The following is an 18,282-nucleotide window of genomic DNA, read 5'->3' as shown; positions in this document are numbered from 1 at the left end:
GTGCGATGTCCCCCTCAGACTTCTTCCACGCTGCTCGGCTCACGCCGGGACAGATCGATTCCTAGCTCCTCCGCCGCACGGAAGACGTCCTCGTCGGTGTCGCGCATCTCGATGGACATGCCGTCGCTGGAGAGCACCTCGACGTTCAGGCACAGCGACTGCATTTCCTTGATGAGGACCTTGAACGACTCGGGGATGCCCGGCTCGGGAATGTTCTCGCCCTTGACTATGGCCTCGTAGACCTTCACGCGGCCGAGAACGTCGTCGGACTTGATCGTCAGCAGCTCCTGCAGGGCGTAGGCGGCGCCGTAGGCCTCCAGGGCCCACACCTCCATCTCGCCGAAACGCTGTCCACCGAACTGCGCCTTACCGCCCAGCGGCTGCTGGGTGATCATCGAGTACGGGCCGGTCGAACGCGCGTGGATCTTGTCGTCGACCAGGTGCAGCAGCTTGAGGATGTAGATGTAGCCGACCGAGATCGGGTACGGGAACGGCTCGCCGGAGCGGCCGTCGAACAGCCGTGCCTTGCCGGTCTCCTGGACCATGCGGTCACCGTCGCGGTTCTGCATGGTGCTGCTCAGCAGGCCGACGATCTCCTCTTCGTGCGCGCCGTCGAACACCGGGGTGGCCACGTTGGTGCGCGGCGCGACCTGGCCGAAGCCCTTGTCGCGCAGCCGCTCCGCCCAGGCCTCCTGGACGCCGGTGATGTCCCAGCCCCTGGCGGCGATCCACCCGAGGTGGGTCTCCAGAACCTGGCCGACGTTCATTCGGCCGGGCACGCCCAGCGGGTTGAGGATGATGTCGACCGGCGTGCCGTCCTCGAGGAACGGCATGTCCTCGACAGGCAGGATCTTGGAGATGACGCCCTTGTTGCCGTGACGGCCGGCGAGCTTGTCACCGTCGGTGATCTTACGCTTCTGGGCCACGTAGACGCGGACCAGCTCGTTGACACCGGGGGGCAGCTCGTCGCCCTCTTCGCGGCTGAAGACGCGAACTCCTATAACCTTCCCGGACTCGCCGTGCGGCACCTTCAGGGAGGTGTCACGGACCTCGCGGGCCTTCTCACCGAAGATCGCGCGGAGCAGGCGCTCCTCCGGGGTCAGCTCGGTCTCACCCTTGGGCGTGACCTTGCCGACCAGGATGTCACCGGGCACGACCTCGGCGCCGATGCGGATGATGCCGCGCTCGTCGAGGTCGGCCAGGACCTCCTCGGAGACGTTCGGGATGTCCCGGGTGATCTCCTCGGGGCCCAGCTTGGTGTCACGGGCGTCGACCTCGTGCTCCTCGATGTGGATCGAGGAGAGGACGTCGTCCTGGACCAGCCGCTGGGACAGGATGATCGCGTCTTCGTAGTTGTGGCCCTCCCATGGCATGAACGCCACGAGCAGGTTCTTGCCGAGGGCCATCTCACCGGTGTCGGTGCAGGGGCCGTCGGCGATGACCTGGTTGACCTCGACCCGGTCGCCCTCGGCGACGATGGGCTTCTGGTTGAAGCAGGTGCCCTGGTTGGAACGCTTGAACTTCGCGACACGATAGGTCGTCCGGGTGCCGTCGTCGTTCATGACGGTGACGTAGTCGGCCGAGACCTCCTCGACCACACCCGCCTTCTCGGCGTTGATGACGTCGCCGGCGTCGGTCGCGGCACGGTATTCCATGCCGGTGCCGACCAGCGGCGCCTCGCTCTTGAGCAGCGGCACCGACTGGCGCTGCATGTTGGAGCCCATGAGCGCGCGGTTGGCGTCGTCGTGCTCGAGGAAGGGGATCATCGCCGTGGCGACCGACACCATCTGGCGCGCCGACACGTCGACGTAGTCGACCTCCTCCGCACGCGCGAGTTCGGTCTCACCACCCTTGGTGCGGACCAGGACGCGGGCCTCGGCGAAGGTGCCGTCAGCGTTCAGCTGGGTGTTGGCCTGCGCCTTGACGAAGCGGTCCTCCTCGTCGGCCGTCAGGTAGTCGATCTGCTCGGTCACCCGGCCGTCGACGACCTTGCGGTACGGCGTCTCGACGAAGCCGAATGCGTTGATCCGGCCGTAGGAGGCCAGCGAGCCGATCAGGCCGATGTTCGGGCCTTCAGGGGTCTCGATCGGGCACATCCGGCCGTAGTGGGACGGGTGCACGTCTCGGACCTCGAAGCCGGCCCGCTCACGGGACAGACCACCGGGGCCCAGCGCGGACAGACGACGCTTGTGCGTCAGGCCGGCCAGGGGGTTGGTCTGGTCCATGAACTGCGACAGCTGCGAGGTGCCGAAGAACTCCTTGATCGACGCCACCACGGGGCGGATGTTGATCAGGGTCTGCGGCGTGATGGCCTCGACGTCCTGCGTGGTCATCCGCTCGCGGACGACGCGCTCCATACGGGCCAGGCCCAGGCGGACCTGGTTCTGGATGAGCTCGCCGACACTGCGCAGACGACGGTTGCCGAAGTGGTCGATGTCGTCGGTCTCGACGATGACCTCGCGGTCATTGGCGCCGGGCATCGCGTCCTCGCCGGCGTGCAGCCGGACGATGTACTCGATGGTGGCGACGACGTCCTCTTCGGTCAGCGTGCCCTGCGTGATCTCGCTGTCGACCCCGAGCTTCTTGTTGATCTTGTAGCGGCCGACCTTGGCGAGGTCGTAGCGCTTGGGGTTGAAGTACAGGTTCTCCAGCAGGGTCTGCGCCGACTCCTTGGTCGGCGGCTCACCCGGCCGCAGCTTGCGGTAGATGTCGAGCAGGGCGTCGTCCTGGCCGGCGGTGTGGTCCTTCTCCAGGGTCGCCCGCATCGACTCGTACTGGCCGAAGCGCTCGAGGATCTGGTCGTTGGTCCATCCCAGTGCCTTGAGAAGCACGGTGACGGCCTGCTTGCGCTTGCGGTCGATGCGGACACCGACGCTGTCGCGCTTGTCGATCTCGAACTCGAGCCAGGCACCCCTGGAGGGGATGACCTTGCAACCGTAGAGGTCCTTGTCGGAGGTCTTGTCGACGCTACGGTCGAAGTAGACGCCCGGGGACCGGACGAGCTGGGAGACCACGACACGCTCGGTGCCGTTGATGATGAAGGTGCCCTTCGGCGTCATGAGCGGGAAATCGCCCATGAACACCGTCTGGCTCTTGATCTCACCAGTGGTGTTATTGATGAACTCCGCCGTGACGAACATCGGGGCGGAGAAGGTCATGTCCTTGTCTTTGCACTCATCTACTGAGTACTTGGGCGGCTCGAACCGGTGATCGCGGAACGACAGAGACATGGTTCCGGAGAAGTCCTCGATGGGACTGATCTCCTCGAAGATCTCTTCGAGACCAGACTGGGTCGGAACGTCCCTTCGTCCGGCTTGGCGAGCCGCCTCGACCCGGGCCTTCCACTTCTCGTTGCCGAGCAACCAGTCGAACGACTCGGTTTGCAGAGCGAGAAGGTCAGGAACTTCGAGGGGCTCCTGGATACGCGAAAACGAAACGCGTCGGGGACCGGCGGGTACGGCGGAGGCGTTGCGCGAGGCTGCCAACAGATGTCCTTCCGAGGGCTCGCGGCGGACTGACTACACGCACGCCAGACAACCTCGCAACGTGAGCAAAGGAAGCGGGTCGTCAAAGGGCAGCGCAAAGGGGCAGTGTAGCCGAACGGCACACGCCTGTCCACTTCGCACTCGCTTCATGCTCCACGTTGGTCGCAGCATCGCCCGTCCTGACGGATCCGTCAAGCCCGCGAGCCGGACTTTCGACCAACTCAGAGCCCGGACGCTGGGATTTTCTCCTCCGCGTGACGGTCATCAGCCGTAGGCCCCAAGACGATACCCGCGAACGGGGGCCGCTAACGCTCTGTCACACCGAGGGTCGAACCCATGCCGACGACCGGTGCTGCTGTGACTGAGATACCCATCGCCAGGGCTTCGCCAAACCTAGATTTTGATAACAATTGAAAGTCAGGACATGCCCGACATCAGGGGCTCCCGAGAAGGGTAGAGAGTTCGGCGACGCGCCACCCCGAATCTTGGCGGACCATGACGAACCTCACACGGTTCTGGATGACCTGCTGGCGCGCCTCGGTCGTGCCGGGCGTTTCCTTGGTCGTTCCCATGTTCACGAACAGCAGCACCTCGACCCGGTCCGTGCTCGCCTTCTCCACGGCCGCCCCCGCGACCGTGGCCTGCTGCACCGTTCGCTGCTCCTTGGCCTTGCCGACCAGCGTCTCGGCCAACTCGCGGTAGTGCGCGGTCAGCTGGCCCGTGGTGAGCCGGCCCGCCCGCGCCAGGTCTTCCTCGATCGTGCGGTAGTCGTAGGACAGCAGGTCGGGCGCCGCCGCCCTGGCGGTCACCAGCGCGGCGTCCCCCGCCGCCCGCCGCTCACGCAGCTCACCCAGGTCGAGGTAGGCGCCCACGGCGACGAACCCGAGCACGACCACCCCCACGGCCAGCACCGCCGCCGTCGCCACAGCGATCGCCGACCTCACAGGACCTGCCCCACCTTCGCCACAGCGATCGACGACCTCACAGGACCTGCTCCGCCTTCGACACCAGCCACACGCCGCCGACCTTGGTCACGTCCATCGACCACCGGTAGAACCGGTCCTGGGCGGGGATCTTGGTGCCGTCCCAGCTGATCACCACATCCGCCACGACGAGGACCTTGGCCACCCCGCCCTCCATGGACACCAGGCCCGTGGCCCTGAGCGCACCGTTCTGGACGACCTTGTTGGCCACAGTCGTCTCCCTGAGCTTGGCCGCACTGCCCTCGTAGTCGGCCTTCGCCTTGCCCGTGGAGGTCGCCAGGATGCGCCGGACGTCCGCCTCGGCGGTCTTGTAGTTGAGCGAGACCAGGTCGATGGCGTGCCGTCCGGCCGCCTCCATCGCCGCCTGCCTATCGACCACGGCCAACTGCTCCTCACGCACCTGGCCGCTGAACCAGTAGGCGACCCCAGCGAGCACCAGGAGCAGCACGGCCAACACCACGGACAGCCGCGTGAGCGGCCGCAGCGCCCGAGGGGCTCCAGCGGCATCTCCTGCCACATGCCCTCCCTTCGCTCAGCCGATCGCCGGATCATAACCTGATGAGAAGATCGTCCTTTGCCATTCCCCGAGGCCCGAACAACGGCTCACCAGGGCCCGGGACGACGACCACGGGCATCGGCGCAGGCGCTCCGCCACGTGATCCGCATGGATCTCGTGCGCCAATCAAGCCAGGCGGGCGCCTTCACCGTTCGTCGACGCCTCCACGTCGTCGGCGAGGAGGATGGCTTGTCTTTCGGGCTACCTGACAGTCCGCTCGCGGCTCCACGCCCTCCAAGCCCTCCAGAGGGCCACAACCGGCCTGGGTCAGCATTGACGAGACGGCGAGCGCTCTTCTCGCGGCCTGAGCCATCACAGCGTCCCGCCCGGGGCGTTCAGGGACGCCGGGAGCGGCATCAGATCAGCGTCGAACCAGGTCCGTTGAAGTGAATCTGCCGAGCGCACGAGAAGACCTGCTCGTTGAGGCCCAGATCACGCTGAACACGCACACCTGCCCGAGTGCGGGTTCACAACGTCGGGAATGGTCGGCGCCCTCGGCACGTGGGCGCCGTCCGATTGCCTACGACCAGGCCGTCGATCTGTTCGCTTTGCCGGGCGACCAGGCCGTCGATCTGTTCGCTCAGGCCGGCGGCGTACCCTGCGGCAGCCGTACCGCTAGCGGACGCCATCGAGGACCAGGCGTGGGTACTCCGCCAGCCAGTTTCGGCCGCGCTCGTCCACGAACGAGCCCGGCGGCGCGGTCACCCCGTTGGCCGCCAGCCACGCGCCGGGTGGACGCTGTGTCCGGCGCAGGCGGCTGGCGGTCGGCATGAGCTGCGGCGGGATCGGCGGCAGGCCGCCGGAGTCGTGCAGCCGCGCCTCGGCCGCTGACCCGGCGTCCTTCTCCCCCGACATGCCGAAAGGGCCGTGGCAGCGGGCGTTGAGGAAGTGCCGCACCACCGGCTCGTGGCTCGACAGCAGCATCTCGCGGGGCCCGAACATCACCAGCTCACCGCGGAACAAGAGGCCGATGTCGTCGGGCACTGTGCGGGCGGTGTTGATGTCGTGGGTGACGATCAGGAAGGTCGCCTCGATCTCGGCGTTGAGATCGACGATGAGCTGGTTCAGGTAGGCCGTGCGTACCGGGTCGAGGCCTGAGTGGGGCTCGTCGCACAGGATGATCTCCGGATCGAGCACCAGCGCCCTGGCCAGGCCCGCCCGTTTGCGCATGCCGCCGGAGATCTCCCCCGGCAGCTTGGCCTCGGCGCCGAGCAGGCCCACCAGCTCCATCTTCGCCATGACGATCCGGCGAATCTGCGACTCGGACTTCTTCGTGTGCTCGCGCAACGGGTGCGCGATGTTGTCGTACAGGCTCAGTGAGCCGTACAGCGCGCCGTCCTGGAAGAGCACGCCGAACAACCGGCGCAGTTCGTGGAGCTTGCGCTCGCCGCAGGTGGCGAGATCGCAGCCGTCGATCCAGATATGGCCGCGGTCGGGGCGCAGCAGGCCGACCAGTGCCTTCAGGAACACCGACTTGCCGGTCCCCGACGGGCCGAGCAGCACCGAGATCTCCCCCGGCGGCAGCGTCAGCGAGACGTCCTCCCAGATGACCTGCCGACCGAACGACTTGGTCAGCCCCTCGACCACGACTTCGACGCCCACGGTCACCTTCCATGCGCAGGGGGTAACGTGACAGGTACTTTACTAATACACCCACCCCCGGTACCGCCCATACCGTGAGCTGGAACCCCACCCAATACCCCAGGTACGCAAAAGGGGCGCCCCACCCGGCACCTGGGTGAGTCGCCCCTTCTGAATGACGCGTCGCGAAAGTTACTTCACGGTGACGGTGGCGCCGGCGCCCTCGAGGGCAGCCTTGGCCTTCTCCGCCTGCTCCTTGTTGACCTTGCCGTCGAAGACCGCCTTCGGAGCGCCGTCGACCAGGTCCTTGGCCTCCTTCAGGCCGAGGGAGGTCAGCGCGCGGATCTCCTTGATGACCTGGATCTTCTTGTCGCCGGCAGCCTCGAGGATGACGTCGAACTCGTCCTGCTCCTCAACGGCCTCAGCGGCCGGGGCAGCGCCACCCGGGGCGGCGGCAACCGCGACGGGGGCGGCGGCCTTGACGTCGAAGACTTCCTCGAACTGCTTCACGAACTCGGAAAGCTCGAGGAGGGTCATCTCCTTGAACGCGCCGAGCAGCTCGTCGGTGCTGAGCTTCGCCATGTTTTCCTCCGTATGAAACTTACTAAAACCAGAAACGGGACCGCGGTTTTGCGGCAATCCCCGGTGTTACTCGCCCGCCTCTTCGCGCTTCGCGCGAAGGGCTTCGGCCAGCTGAGCCATGTTGGTGGGCAGCGCGGCGAACACAGCAGCAGCGTGGCTCTGCTTCGCCTTGAGCGCGCCAGCGAACTTCGCGAGGAGAACCTCGCGGGACTCGAGGTCGGCGAGCTTGGTGATCTCCGCGGCGTCCAGCGACTTGCCGTCGAGGACACCACCCTTGATCACCAGAAGGGGATTGGCCTTGGCGAAGTCACGCAGACCCTTGGCCGCCTCGACAACGTCGCCGCTGACGAACGTGATCGCGGTCGGACCGACCAGCAGGTCGTCCAGACCAGTCACGCCGGCCTCGTTGGCCGCGATCTTGGTCAGGGTGTTCTTCGCCACGGCGAACTTCGCATTCCCACCGAGAGAAACGCGCAGCTCCTTGAGCTGTGCGACGGTGAGACCGCGGTACTCGGTCAGAACGGCGGCGCTGCTGCCCTCGAACTCACTCTTGAGCTCGGCAACCGCTGTCGCCTTATCCGCCCTCGCCATGGGCCTCCTTCCAGATGTGCCACCGGCGAAGGTCCAGACATGAAACAAGCCCCGGCGCAGGCGCACGGGGCTTTCACGCACGAAATCGTGCGGAAGACTCTCATCACACCTACGCGGGCCGTCCACAGTAAGTGGATCCTTCGGTCACCAGGTCATGAGGCACCCAGCGACGACCGGCGGTCTTTGGCAATGACCAGAGTACGGGCAGAACGTCAAGAAGCCAAATCGGGGCGGCCCGCCGTGGCGGACCACCCCGGACAGGCTCAGTTACCAGTGGTGTTCTTCGGCAGCTCGCCCACCTGGTCGGCCGGCGGAGCCTCGATGGTGACCGGCTCGTTGAAGCCCTTGAAGAACAGCGACGCGTTGAACGTGGCGCCCTCCTGGGCCCCGCTCATCGTGAGCTTGGCCGGCAGGCCCTGGGCGTCGACCCAGATGTCGAACTTGATGTCCTTCAGGTCCGCCATGTTCGTCCGCGCCTTGTCCTGCTGGTCGGCGGGCAGCTGCTGCACCGCCGCGTCCACCGGGAAGGAGCCGCTGTAGTGCGTGGTGTCCACACCGTTGACGTTCTCGGTGCCGACGGACTTCACGTTCTCGGAGGCGGTCACCATCTTGGTGACGTTCGCCAGGTCGAACTGCTTGACCTGGTCGAGGTACTTCTGGGCCTCACCCTGGTCGCCCGCCTCGGCCAGATTGACCTTGATCCAGGGCTTGGTGCCGCCCACGACCTTGGTGAGCGCCTCTACCTTCACGTACAGGGTCTGCCCCTGCAGGATGGCCCGCGCACCGCCCGGCAGGCTCTGCCCGCCGAACGTCGCCGAGTCGACCGTCAGATCGGCGGCCAGCTCCGGCTTGTTCTGGTAGAGCATCCGGCCCTGCAGCTTGCCGGCGCCCTCCTTCGGATGGTTCACATCGACGACCGCGTCAACCGTGTAGCTGCTGACCTCCTGGGTCTTCTGCGCGGCCTGCTCCAGGACCTCAGCAGCGGCCAGGTTGACCTGGATGGGCTGGGCATTCGATCCGCAGCCGGCCACCGCGAACAGCGCGGCGGCGCCCGTCGCGGCGACGGCGAGAGTAATCCTGCGCTTCAGCATGATTTCGACCCTACTTGGCAGATTCACGTTCTGGCGTCTTCCCGCGGCGATTAGGGGGAAACCCCAGGGTTATCCCTGAGGCCCCGCCACCGACGCGGAAGGGCCCCGCACCGAACTTCGGTGCGGGGCCCTTCGGAAACGAGTCTCCGGGGGAGGCTCAGGCGTCCAGCTCGGCGGTGAGGCCGCGGGTCGCGTTGGGGTCGACCGGCACGCCGGGGCCCATCGTGGTCGAGAAGGTGACCTTCTTGAGGTAGCGGCCCTTGGCGGCCGACGGCTTCAGACGCAGCACCTCGTCAAGGGCGGCGGCGTAGTTCTCGATGAGCTGGCGCTCGCCGAACGACGTCTTGCCGATGATGAAGTGCAGGTTCGCCTGACGGTCGGTGCGGAACTCGATCTTTCCGCCCTTGATCTCGGTCACGGCCTTGGCGACGTCGGGCGTCACCGTGCCGGTCTTGGGGTTGGGCATGAGGCCACGCGGACCGAGCACCCGGCCCAGGCGGCCGACCTTGCCCATGAGGTCCGGGGTGGCGACGACGGCGTCGAACTCGTTGAGCCTGTTGCCCTTGGAGATCTCGTCGATCAGCTCGTCGGCGCCGACGATGTCGGCACCGGCCTCGCGGGCAGCCTCGGCACGGTCACCGGTCGCGAAGACCAGGACCCGGGCGGTCTTACCGGTGCCGTGCGGGAGGTTGACCGTGCCGCGCACGATCTGGTCGGCCTTGCGAGGGTCGACACCCAGCCGCAGCGCCACCTCGACAGTGGCGTCGAACTTGGTGACGGAGGTGGACTTGGCCAGCTTCGCGGCCTCGGCCGGGGAGTACAGCTTGTCGCGGTCGACGTTGGCCGACGCGTTGCGGTGCGCCTTGCTGCGCTTCACTTCTTCTCCTCAGTGGAGTCTGTGGTCGTGGGCCAGCGCGTGGCCCTCCCACGGGTCGAACAGGGAAAGGTCTTACTCGGCGACGGTGATGCCCATCGACCGGGCGGTGCCGGCGATGATCTTCTCGGCGGCCTCGATGTCGTTGGCGTTGAGGTCCTGCATCTTCGTCTCCGCGATGGTACGGAGCTGCTCGCGGCTGAGCTTGCCGACCTTCTCCTTGTGCGGAACCGCAGAGCCCTTGTCCAGGCCCAGAGCCTTCTTGATCAGCTCAGGCGCCGGGGGCGTCTTCGTGATGAAGGTGAAGCTGCGGTCTTCGAAAATGGTGATCTCGACGGGGATGATGTTGCCCCGCTGAGCCTCCGTCGCAGCGTTGTACTGCTTGACGAAGTCCATGATGTTGACGCCGTGCGGACCGAGGGCGGTACCGACCGGCGGGGCGGGCGTGGCCTGGCCAGCGGGAAGCTGGACCTTGACCAGTGCCGCGATCTTCTTCTTCGGAGGCATGTGTCCTTCTCCGGGTCCTGATTGCGATGCCGTCCACCCGCGGATGCGGGCGGACATGTCGGAAGGCCGCCCTTCGCGAAGGGACGGCCGACCGAACGTCTTAGTTTACGTGATCCTCAGATCTTCGAGACCTGGTTGAACGAGAGCTCCACCGGGGTCTCACGACCGAAGATCGACACCAGCACCTTGAGCTTCTGCGACTCGGGGCTGATCTCGCTGACCGAGGCCGGCAGCGTGGCGAACGGGCCGTCCATGACCGTGACCGACTCGCCGATCTCGAAGTCCACCGTGGGGCCGGACGCGGCCTTGGCCGAGGCCTTCTTGGCCTCCTCCGTCGGCTCGGGAGCCAGCAGCTTGGCCACCTCGTCGAGGCTGAGCGGGCTCGGCTTGTTGGACAGGCCGACGAAACCGGTCACGCCGGGCGTGTTGCGCACCGCGGCCCAGGACTCGTCGGTCAGGTCCATCCGGACCAGGACGTAGCCGGGCAGCACCCGCTCCTTGACCGGGACCTTCTTGCCGCTCTTGAGCTCGTGCACCGTGTGCGTCGGCACCTCGACCTGGAAGATGTAGTCCTCCATGTTGAGCGAGACGTTCCGGCTCTCGATGTTGGACTTCACGCGGTTCTCGTAGCCGGCGTAGGAGTGAATGACATACCACTCACCGAGCTGGCCACGCAGCGACGCCTTGAACTCCTCGACGGGGTCGACTTCCGGCAGGATGTCACCGTCTTCGTCGACCTCGGCTTCGGCGGCAGGGGTTTCGGCCTCGTCGTCGCCGGCGACCTCTTCGGTCTCCTCGACGTCCTCGGCGGACTCCTCTGCGGCGTCGACAGCCTCTTCGGGCTCGGCGTCCCACTCCTCGCGGGGCTCGCCTGCCGACACTGAAGACTCGGACACGGTGACTTTTCCTCTTTCGTCGAATCGAATGGTGACTCCGTCAGGATGACACCATCGGCGTCAGGTTCAGGCCCCGCCGAAGATCCGCAGGACGCCCTCCGTGAACAGGGCGTCGAGCCCGGACACGATCCCAACCATGATCAGAACGAATACCAGAACGACCGTGGTGTAGGTGATGAGATCCTTGCGCGTCGGCCAGATGACCTTGCGCAGCTCATTGACGACCTGCCGATAGAAAAGGGCGGGAGAAGTCCGACTCTTCTTCTCACCGCTCGGCTTGCCTGCGGTCTCGCCGCGCGTGTCGATCGCCACAGTCCTCACCTGATCCGTCGTGTCCAACGCAGTTGCGGCGCGCTTTCACGCCTTGCTGCGCGGACCGCACTCGCAGGGCACGAGGGACTCGAACCCCCAACCGCCGGTTTTGGAGACCGGTGCGCTACCAATTGCGCTAGTGCCCTATGTCGTCAACCACACTACAACGGCCGACTCACTGTCCGGACCGATCGCCGCATCGACATGCGGCAGCAGGACCAGGCGAAAGTGTATTGAAGAATGCCCGCCACGTCGAACTCGACACTGATCGCGCAGGTCAAAGCCACATGCCCGGATCCTGGTACCGAGCGGAAACTTCGTGAGGCGTCTGAAACGATGGGGGCATGTCCAGCCGCATCTCCGCGCGTATCGCCGCGATCTCCGAGTCCGCCACGCTGGCCGTCGACGCCAAAGCGAAGGCCATGAAGGCGGCCGGCCGCCCCGTCATCGGCTTCGGCGCGGGCGAGCCCGACTTCCCGACGCCCGGCTACATCGTCGAGGCCGCCATCGAGGCGGCGCGTAACCCGCGTTTCCACAAGTACACCCCGGCCGGCGGTCTGCCGGAGCTCAAGCAGGCGATCGCCGAGAAGACCCGGCGCGACTCCGGCTACGAGGTCGACGCCTCACAGGTGCTGGTCACCAACGGCGGCAAACAGGCGGTCTACGAGGCCTTCGCGACGCTGCTGGACCCGGGTGACGAGGTCCTGGTCGTCGCGCCGTACTGGACGACCTATCCCGAGGCGATCAAGCTGGCCGGCGGCGTGCAGGTGGACGTCGTCACCGACGAGACCACGGGTTATCTGGCGAGCGTCGAGCAGCTTGAGGCGGCCCGCACCGGCCGTACCAAAGTTTTGCTGTTCGTGTCGCCGTCCAACCCGACGGGGGCGGTCTACCCGCGCGCCCAGGTCGAGGAGATCGGCCGCTGGGCGGCCGAGCATGGCCTGTGGGTGGTCACCGACGAGATCTACGAGCACCTCGTGTACGGCGAAGCCGAGTTCACCAGCATCGCCACCGCCGTCCCCGAGCTGGCCGACCGGGTCGTCATCCTGAACGGCGTGGCCAAGACGTACGCGATGACCGGCTGGCGGGTGGGCTGGCTGATCGGCCCGAAGGACGTGGTCCAGGCCGCGACCAACCTGCAGTCGCACGCCACCTCCAATGTCGCGAACGTGTCGCAGATGGCCGCGCTGGCCGCCGTCTCGGGCGACCTGTCGGCGGTGGCGGAGATGCGGGAGGCGTTCGACCGGCGGCGCCGGACGATGGTCCGGCTGCTGAACGAGATCCCGGGCGTGTTGTGCCCGGAGCCGCTGGGCGCGTTCTACGTGTACCCGTCGGTCAAGGCGCTGCTGGGCAAGGAGATCCGGGGGCATCGCCCGCAGACCTCCGCCGAGCTGGCCGAGCTGGTGCTGGAGGAGGCCGAGGTGGCGGTGGTCCCGGGCGAGGCGTTCGGCACGCCGGGCTACTTCCGCCTGTCGTACGCACTGGGCGACGACGACCTGGCCGAGGGCGTCAGCCGCCTGGCCAAGCTCCTCTCCGAGGCCCGCTGACTACTGCGGCCAGGGCGTCACGTCCAGCCCTCCTGTGACGGCTTCCAGGCCCTCCGCGAGGTCGGCCGTGCCGCCGCCGAAGACCACCGCCCCGGGGCGCTCCAGCCACATGGCGTAGAGCGCCCCCTGGCGGGCCCAGGTAAGTGCGGGCTTGCCGCGCAGTACGGCGGGCTGGGCGCCCGGCACGAGGGCGGCGAGTTGTCCGGAGGTCTGGACGCCGCAGACGACACCGGCGCTGAGCCGGGTCGGGCTTCCCGGCCTGGTCCAGGTGTAGCCGTAGATCCGCATGCCGCCACTCGGGACGAGCCCGTCGAAGGTCGTGAAGCCCGCCCCACGGGTGAGCGTCTTCGGCCGATCCGTGAACCACAGACCCCTGACCGCCCGTCTGGCAGGCAGGGCCTTGCCTGGGGGCGGCGGCGTGGTGGATCGGGCATCGCAGAGGGAGCCGTTCACGGGCACGCCCTGGTTGCGGTTCACGCGTTTCGGCTCGGGCCTTCGCTCCTTGATCCGCAGGCCCTTCATGACGCGGTCGAGGTCGGTGTTCGTCGTCACCATGATGGCCAGGCCGCCGTCGACCAGCCAGAGTTCCCGCGTCCAGCCAGGACCGGCCACTCTGACGCGGTCGCCTTCGCCGAGGGTGGTGACGGCGGTGGGCACGCCGAGGCTTTCCCTGATCCAGTACCGCGTGGACGGTCCGCCACGGTGAACCTCGACGCGTAGTTCCCGTCCTTCCGCGCCGCGCCACGTGCCGGTGGTGGACGTCTCTCCGGCGCGGGTGGTGTTCTCGCGGGTGAGTCCTTCGGGCAGGTGACCGAGCCGGATGCCGTCCACCTCGTCGCTTCTGGGCGGTGGTGGTGGGTTGACGGTGACTCCGGCCGCGATGGCGGGGAGTTCCCCGGCGAGAGCGTCGCTGACGTGGACGCGGATGCCGTAGCCGGGGCGGGCGACCCACAGGGTCATGTGGCCTCTGGGGGTGTCGCCGCCCTGGATTCGCCCGGTGAGGCCCGGGGTGCGGTTGACGGTGGTCCTCCTGAGGTCGGCGAACCTCTCGTTGGTCGGCCAAGAGACGTTCTTGAGCGTGTCGAGGGTTTTGGCGTGGTCGCCTCTGACCACCTCGATGCGCACCTCTCCGCCACCGCCCCAGTTCATGCCGATTCCGTCAAGTGCTCCGGTGCCGGCCGGTTGGAGTCCCGGGGGGAGGTGGGTGACGGTGATGCCCTCGAAGGTGGTGGGGAGGCCGGGGGTGGGTGGGAGGGGGGCGATTCCGGCCAGGATGCGGTTCGTTTCGGGGAGGAGGGAGCCGGAGACGGTGAGGATGAAGCCTTGGCCGGGTTCCTGGAGCCAGAGGCGGGCGTCACCTGTCCTGCTCTCGTAGCCGGGCTTGCCGTTGACCTTGGTCGTCTGGCCTCCTTCGAGGTTCAGGTGGCCGCGCCCCCAGGTCATGACCTCCTCCAGGGAGGAGGCCTGGACGGCCGTGAGGGTGATCTGTTTTCCGTCCGCACCGGTCCACTTCCTGGTCGCGCCCGTCGCGGGGGCGGCCAGGTGAACCGTGGGCGGCAGGTAGGAGACGCGGATTCCGGCCAGGGTGCCGTCGGTCGGGTCCCACATGCGCAAGCCCTCGGCGATACGGCCCAGGTCGCCGGTGTGGTTCGCGCCCACGGTGACGCGGAGCAGGAGGCCGGGCCATTCCCGCCAGAGCAGGTCGGTGCCGTCCGGGGAGATTCGTCCAGGTCTGCCTCTGATCGTGAAGGGGGCGCCGTCCGGCATGAGCGTGGCCGGGTCGGGGGTGGGCGAGGTGCCGTACCGGGTGACTCTGACGAGGTCATCGGCCGAGCCCCAGGTCAGAGTGCCCGCATCGCCCATGCTGCCTTGGGTCGGGCGGCCGAGGTCAGGCGGCAGGTAGCGGACCATGACGTCGTCGAGCCGGGCCAGCCTGGTGGTCGCGGCGACCTGGTCGCGGTCGCGGGTCATGACGTATCCGCCGATGCCGGTGCACAGGATCGCGAGCGCCGTCGCGACCGCCAGGGCCTTCGCGCGGGTCCTGCGGCGGTGGTGCGAGCGCCGTACCACCTGGTCCGTCAGGTCGGGGGCGGCCAGCAGGTGGGCGGTCTCCTCGGCCATCGCCTCGCGCAGTACGTTCTCAAGCATCGCTGGCCACTTCCTCCACGAGGCCGGCGCCGATCAGGGCGCGCAGGCGTGCCAGGCCCTTGAACGCCTGGCTCTTGACGGTGCCGATCGAACAGCCCAGGGTCTCGGCGGTCTGGGCCTCGGTCAGGTCCTCCCAGAAGCGCAGCACGAGCACGGCCCGCTGCCTGGGTGGCAGGGCGCGCAGGCCGGCGGTCAGGACCTGGCGCAACTCCACGCCCCTGGTCTCGCTGGGGGCGGCGGGTTCGGGGAGCGTGCCGTAGGGGGTGATGCGCAGGATGGCGCGGCGGCGGGCCCGGCTGATGGCGGTGTTGACGACGATGCGGCGCACGTACGGTTCGGGGTCGGTGTCCGGGCGCAGTCTCGGCCAGTGGCGGTAGGCGCGTTCGAGGGCCGTCTGCAGGACGTCCTCGGCGTCGTCGCGCGAACCGCAGGCGAGATGGGCCAGGCGCAGCAGACTCGTGCCCCGCGCGGCCACGAAGTCAGCGAACTCGGCCGCTCTGGCGGGCGGCTGGGTCTTCATGCCCCTATGTACGCCTCAGCGGGGTGAAGGGTTGCCCTTGATCCCGGTCATCACGCGGGGGATCTCGAGGGTGAGGGCGGAGCTGGCGGCGACGAGGACGGCGGTGCCGGGGCGGTCGAGCCAGAGGACGTAGGAGGAGCGGCCCCTGGTCCAGCGGATGGCGGGTCTGCCCTTGTGCATGTCGAGGCTGGCTGTGGCGACCAGGGAGACGAGGTGGCCCGCGCCGCGGACCCCGCACACGACGCCGACGGCGAGCCACTGGCCGTCGGCGGTCTTCCAGCGGTAGCCGCGCACCTTGCCGAGCGGGCGCACGGCCCTGAGCGAGGTTCTGGCTTTCAGGCCCCTCGGCAGGTAGCCGGTCCGCAGGCGGGCCTTCGGGCCGCAGGACATGGACACGGCCGCCGCCTTGGGCCTGACCGCCTGCTGGGGGGCGGGCGACGGCGGCGCGGTGGGGGTGGCCGGCTCGCTCGCGCCGCAGCCACCGCAGCCGCCGAGCCAGAGCACGGCGAGCAGGGTCGCCGTGGATCGGGCTCGCCTCACCTGGTCACTCTCCTACAGGAGCCGTCACCGACGCCGCGATCGGGATGAGTTCCTTGCTGAGGGCGTCGCTGACCCGGATCCAGGCACCGGTTCCGGCGCGTTCGAGCCAGGCGATGGCCTTGCCGCCGCTGGGGTGTTCGCCGACCATGGCGGGTCTGCCACGCACGGTGATGTCGCGCGGGCTGGTCAGGGTGAGGCGTTGGCGATAGGTCGTCCAGTCGGCGGCGGCGGTGCCGTGTTCGACCTGGGCTTCAACGTACCGCTCTCCGGAGCCGAATCGGGCCCAGCCGCCCTCGACGCCGGTTTCGGGTTCGATGGCGCCGCCGCCGGTGCGGACGAGGTCGGAGGGCAGGTAGGTGAGCCAGAAGTTGTCGGCGATCACCGCGATGGTGGTGCTGGGCCTGGGCACGCGGACGGGGGCGCGGGCGGAGGCCCCTCTCGGCCGGGCAGTCGTGGGCGCGGGTTCGGGCGGGACCGTGACCGTGGGGAGCGGGCGGGCGGCGGGGCCCGCCGTGGTTCGGGTCGGGCGGCCGAAGCCTGAGGAGAAGATGGAGTAGATCGCCGCGATCGTCACCGCCAGCGCGGTGAAGGCGAGGATGGCGCGCCATCCTCGCCGCTGATCACCGGCGGGCGTCATACCTCGTTAGATGCCCACCTTTCAGTTGGTGATCACCTTGATTTCGTCCGCGATCCGCTTCAGCTCCGCGCTGATCTCGTCCTTGCTGAGCTTCTCGACGCGGTAGGGGCCCATCATCACCTCGATGGCGAGGTTGTCGTTCTCGTTCCAGCCGATGGTGTGGGTGCCGCCTCCGGGCTCGCTGTACACGCCGACCTTGTGGGGCTCGCCGTCTTCGCCGAAGTTGGCCAGGTAGCCCTCCTGTCCGTGGACCTTGACCTTGGTCCAGTCCTTTCCGGCCACCGCGTCGCGGCGGTGCTGGATGGTCTTCACCGCTTCGCCGCGCCTGACTATGACCTGGATGGAGTAGGCGCCGCTGTCCACGCCGTCGTCGAAGGAGGTGGTGTAGCTGTCCTTGCCGAAGCGGTCCTTGCCCGACCACTCCCTCCACTTCAGGCCCTCGGGCAGGTAGCCGATCTCGATGCCGCCGAACTTGCGGCCGTCGCCGAGGTCGCCGAGCTCCTGGGGCAGCATGGGGTTGACGGTGAGCTGGATCACAGTGCCGGGATCGACCTGTGTGCCCGCGCGTGGGTTCTGCGTGGCGACCGTGGCGTTGCCGTCTGGCTGCGCGACCAGCCCGACGGCCTTCAGGGCGTTGTCGGCCTGCCAAGGGGTCAGGCCCTCGACGTTGGGGACGACCACCTTCGTCTCGTGTACGGCCTGGGCGGGGGCGGCCGTGTTGGTGCCCGGGATCAGGTTCAGGTACACCGGCACTCCCAGGGCCACCGTGGCGGTGACGAGGGCGGCGCCGGCCGTACGGAATCTGAGGATGTGGGCGCGGCGTCGGCGGCGCACGGCCCCGCCCAGGAAGGGGGAGGCGTGGACGTCCGCGACGTGTGCGGACATCGCCTCGGCGAGCGCGTCCTCTGTCTTCATCGCATCGCTCCTTCGGGTTCGGTCATGTTGTCGCGGATCCTGGCGAGCCCCCGCGCCGCCTGGCTCTTCACGGTCCCCGCGGAGCAGCCGAGGACTGTCGCGGTGGCGGCCTCGGACATGTCCTCCCAGTAGCGGAGGACCAGGACGGCCCGCATCCTGGCGGGCAGTCTGCGCAGTTCGTTGATCAGCGTGTCCCGCAGGTCCAGGTCGGGTGATCCGGCCTCGGTCTCGGGCGGCCTGGCGAACGTGATCTCGTTGATGATCTTCCGGCGTCTGGCCGCGGAGATGGCCGCGTTGACGACCACCTTGCGCGCGTAGGCCTCGGGGTTGTCGTTCCTGATCCTCGGCCAGTGCCGGTAGACCTTCTCCAGCGCGTTCTGGACGAGGTCCTCGGCGTCGTGCCGGGTGGCTCCACAGACCAGGATCGCGGTGCGCAGGAGCGCCGTGCTCCTGGCGGCGAGGAACTCGTCGAAAGCCGTCTCGTCTTCTTCGGTCATCGGCGGGACCCCCTTTCGCC

The 18,282-nt window shown here is 67.9% G+C and carries 18 protein-coding genes and 1 tRNA gene; 1 reads left to right on the top strand and 18 read right to left on the bottom strand.

Annotated features, from left to right (window positions below):
• Nucleotides 1-14: 14 nt before the first annotated feature.
• From rpoB to ABZ911_RS00360, 12 genes are all read right to left on the bottom strand, one after another.
• Nucleotides 15-3,485 (bottom strand): DNA-directed RNA polymerase subunit beta, encoded by a 3,471-nt coding sequence (gene rpoB / locus ABZ911_RS00415; protein ID WP_358049693.1) that lies wholly within the window; start codon nucleotides 3,483-3,485, stop codon nucleotides 15-17.
• Nucleotides 3,486-3,919: 434 nt separating this feature from the next.
• Nucleotides 3,920-4,429 (bottom strand): hypothetical protein, encoded by a 510-nt coding sequence (locus tag ABZ911_RS00410; protein ID WP_358049690.1) that lies wholly within the window; start codon nucleotides 4,427-4,429, stop codon nucleotides 3,920-3,922.
• 37 nt (nucleotides 4,430-4,466) lie between these two features.
• Nucleotides 4,467-4,985 carry a hypothetical protein gene (locus tag ABZ911_RS00405; RefSeq protein ID WP_358049688.1) on the bottom strand — a complete coding sequence of 173 codons (519 nt, stop codon included), beginning with the start codon at nucleotides 4,983-4,985 and terminating at the stop codon, nucleotides 4,467-4,469.
• A gap of 654 nt (nucleotides 4,986-5,639) precedes the next feature.
• The gene (locus ABZ911_RS00400; RefSeq protein WP_358049685.1) at nucleotides 5,640-6,626 is read right to left on the bottom strand and encodes an ABC transporter ATP-binding protein; all 987 of its coding nucleotides are present in this window, start codon (nucleotides 6,624-6,626) and stop codon (nucleotides 5,640-5,642) included.
• Between the two features lie 171 nt (nucleotides 6,627-6,797).
• On the bottom strand, nucleotides 6,798-7,187 hold the full coding sequence (gene rplL, locus ABZ911_RS00395) for a 50S ribosomal protein L7/L12 (RefSeq protein ID WP_358049681.1): 390 nt from the start codon (nucleotides 7,185-7,187) through the stop codon (nucleotides 6,798-6,800).
• A 66-nt stretch (nucleotides 7,188-7,253) separates the two neighbouring features.
• A complete protein-coding gene (gene rplJ, locus ABZ911_RS00390; RefSeq protein WP_358049678.1) occupies nucleotides 7,254-7,778 on the bottom strand; it encodes a 50S ribosomal protein L10 in 525 nt (174 codons plus the stop codon).
• A gap of 263 nt (nucleotides 7,779-8,041) precedes the next feature.
• Nucleotides 8,042-8,869, bottom strand: coding sequence for an LppX_LprAFG lipoprotein (locus tag ABZ911_RS00385; RefSeq protein ID WP_358049675.1), 828 nt, complete (start codon nucleotides 8,867-8,869; stop codon nucleotides 8,042-8,044).
• A 157-nt stretch (nucleotides 8,870-9,026) separates the two neighbouring features.
• Nucleotides 9,027-9,746 carry a 50S ribosomal protein L1 gene (rplA, locus tag ABZ911_RS00380; protein WP_358049672.1) on the bottom strand — a complete coding sequence of 240 codons (720 nt, stop codon included), beginning with the start codon at nucleotides 9,744-9,746 and terminating at the stop codon, nucleotides 9,027-9,029.
• Between the two features lie 72 nt (nucleotides 9,747-9,818).
• Nucleotides 9,819-10,250, bottom strand: a complete 432-nt coding sequence (rplK, locus tag ABZ911_RS00375; protein WP_358049669.1) for a 50S ribosomal protein L11 — start codon at nucleotides 10,248-10,250, stop codon at nucleotides 9,819-9,821.
• Nucleotides 10,251-10,366: 116 nt separating this feature from the next.
• Nucleotides 10,367-11,146, bottom strand: a complete 780-nt coding sequence (gene nusG / locus ABZ911_RS00370; protein ID WP_358049666.1) for a transcription termination/antitermination protein NusG — start codon at nucleotides 11,144-11,146, stop codon at nucleotides 10,367-10,369.
• Nucleotides 11,147-11,212: 66 nt separating this feature from the next.
• Nucleotides 11,213-11,458 (bottom strand): preprotein translocase subunit SecE, encoded by a 246-nt coding sequence (secE, locus tag ABZ911_RS00365; protein WP_358049663.1) that lies wholly within the window; start codon nucleotides 11,456-11,458, stop codon nucleotides 11,213-11,215.
• Between the two features lie 73 nt (nucleotides 11,459-11,531).
• A tRNA-Trp gene (locus tag ABZ911_RS00360) sits at nucleotides 11,532-11,604 on the bottom strand.
• A 198-nt stretch (nucleotides 11,605-11,802) separates the two neighbouring features.
• On the opposite strand from ABZ911_RS00360, the gene ABZ911_RS00355 reads away from it, so the two are divergent.
• Entirely contained in the window at nucleotides 11,803-13,005 is a 1,203-nt protein-coding gene (locus ABZ911_RS00355) for a pyridoxal phosphate-dependent aminotransferase (protein ID WP_358049660.1), read from the top strand.
• Here ABZ911_RS00355 and ABZ911_RS00350 read toward each other — a convergent pair whose 3' ends face one another.
• The 6 genes from ABZ911_RS00350 to ABZ911_RS00325 are packed head-to-tail and all read right to left on the bottom strand — an operon-like array spanning nucleotide 13,006 to nucleotide 18,262.
• Nucleotides 13,006-15,153, bottom strand: a complete 2,148-nt coding sequence (locus tag ABZ911_RS00350) for a hypothetical protein (RefSeq protein ID WP_358049657.1) — start codon at nucleotides 15,151-15,153, stop codon at nucleotides 13,006-13,008.
• A complete protein-coding gene (locus ABZ911_RS00345; protein ID WP_358049654.1) occupies nucleotides 15,146-15,673 on the bottom strand; it encodes a SigE family RNA polymerase sigma factor in 528 nt (175 codons plus the stop codon). The genes ABZ911_RS00350 and ABZ911_RS00345 overlap by 8 nt, the downstream gene beginning before the upstream one ends.
• 15 nt (nucleotides 15,674-15,688) lie before the next feature.
• Nucleotides 15,689-16,213 (bottom strand): hypothetical protein, encoded by a 525-nt coding sequence (locus tag ABZ911_RS00340; RefSeq protein WP_358049651.1) that lies wholly within the window; start codon nucleotides 16,211-16,213, stop codon nucleotides 15,689-15,691.
• A 4-nt stretch (nucleotides 16,214-16,217) separates the two neighbouring features.
• On the bottom strand, nucleotides 16,218-16,850 hold the full coding sequence (locus tag ABZ911_RS00335) for a hypothetical protein (protein ID WP_358049649.1): 633 nt from the start codon (nucleotides 16,848-16,850) through the stop codon (nucleotides 16,218-16,220).
• A gap of 21 nt (nucleotides 16,851-16,871) precedes the next feature.
• A complete protein-coding gene (locus ABZ911_RS00330; RefSeq protein WP_358049646.1) occupies nucleotides 16,872-17,765 on the bottom strand; it encodes a PASTA domain-containing protein in 894 nt (297 codons plus the stop codon).
• Nucleotides 17,762-18,262 carry a SigE family RNA polymerase sigma factor gene (locus tag ABZ911_RS00325; protein ID WP_358049643.1) on the bottom strand — a complete coding sequence of 167 codons (501 nt, stop codon included), beginning with the start codon at nucleotides 18,260-18,262 and terminating at the stop codon, nucleotides 17,762-17,764. Before ABZ911_RS00325 ends, ABZ911_RS00330 begins: the two co-directional genes overlap by 4 nt.
• Nucleotides 18,263-18,282: the final 20 nt, after the last annotated feature.

The sequence above is a fragment of the Nonomuraea sp. NPDC046570 genome (assembly GCF_040645915.1).
In the GTDB taxonomy this organism is placed as follows: domain Bacteria; phylum Actinomycetota; class Actinomycetes; order Streptosporangiales; family Streptosporangiaceae; genus Nonomuraea.
This window is presented reverse-complemented; position numbering and strand designations above follow the sequence as displayed.

Coding starts and splice junctions, on each gene's coding strand:
- ABZ911_RS00335 (WP_358049649.1), bottom strand. CDS start 16,850: ATGACGCCCGCCGGTGATCAGCGGCGAGGATGGCGCGCCATCCTCGCC.
- ABZ911_RS00385 (WP_358049675.1), bottom strand. CDS start 8,869: ATGCTGAAGCGCAGGATTACTCTCGCCGTCGCCGCGACGGGCGCCGCC.
- ABZ911_RS00350 (WP_358049657.1), bottom strand. CDS start 15,153: ATGCTTGAGAACGTACTGCGCGAGGCGATGGCCGAGGAGACCGCCCAC.
- ABZ911_RS00355 (WP_358049660.1), top strand. CDS start 11,803: ATGTCCAGCCGCATCTCCGCGCGTATCGCCGCGATCTCCGAGTCCGCC.
- ABZ911_RS00345 (WP_358049654.1), bottom strand. CDS start 15,673: ATGAAGACCCAGCCGCCCGCCAGAGCGGCCGAGTTCGCTGACTTCGTG.
- rplJ (WP_358049678.1), bottom strand. CDS start 7,778: ATGGCGAGGGCGGATAAGGCGACAGCGGTTGCCGAGCTCAAGAGTGAG.
- rplK (WP_358049669.1), bottom strand. CDS start 10,250: ATGCCTCCGAAGAAGAAGATCGCGGCACTGGTCAAGGTCCAGCTTCCC.
- rplL (WP_358049681.1), bottom strand. CDS start 7,187: ATGGCGAAGCTCAGCACCGACGAGCTGCTCGGCGCGTTCAAGGAGATG.
- ABZ911_RS00330 (WP_358049646.1), bottom strand. CDS start 17,765: ATGAAGACAGAGGACGCGCTCGCCGAGGCGATGTCCGCACACGTCGCG.
- ABZ911_RS00325 (WP_358049643.1), bottom strand. CDS start 18,262: ATGACCGAAGAAGACGAGACGGCTTTCGACGAGTTCCTCGCCGCCAGG.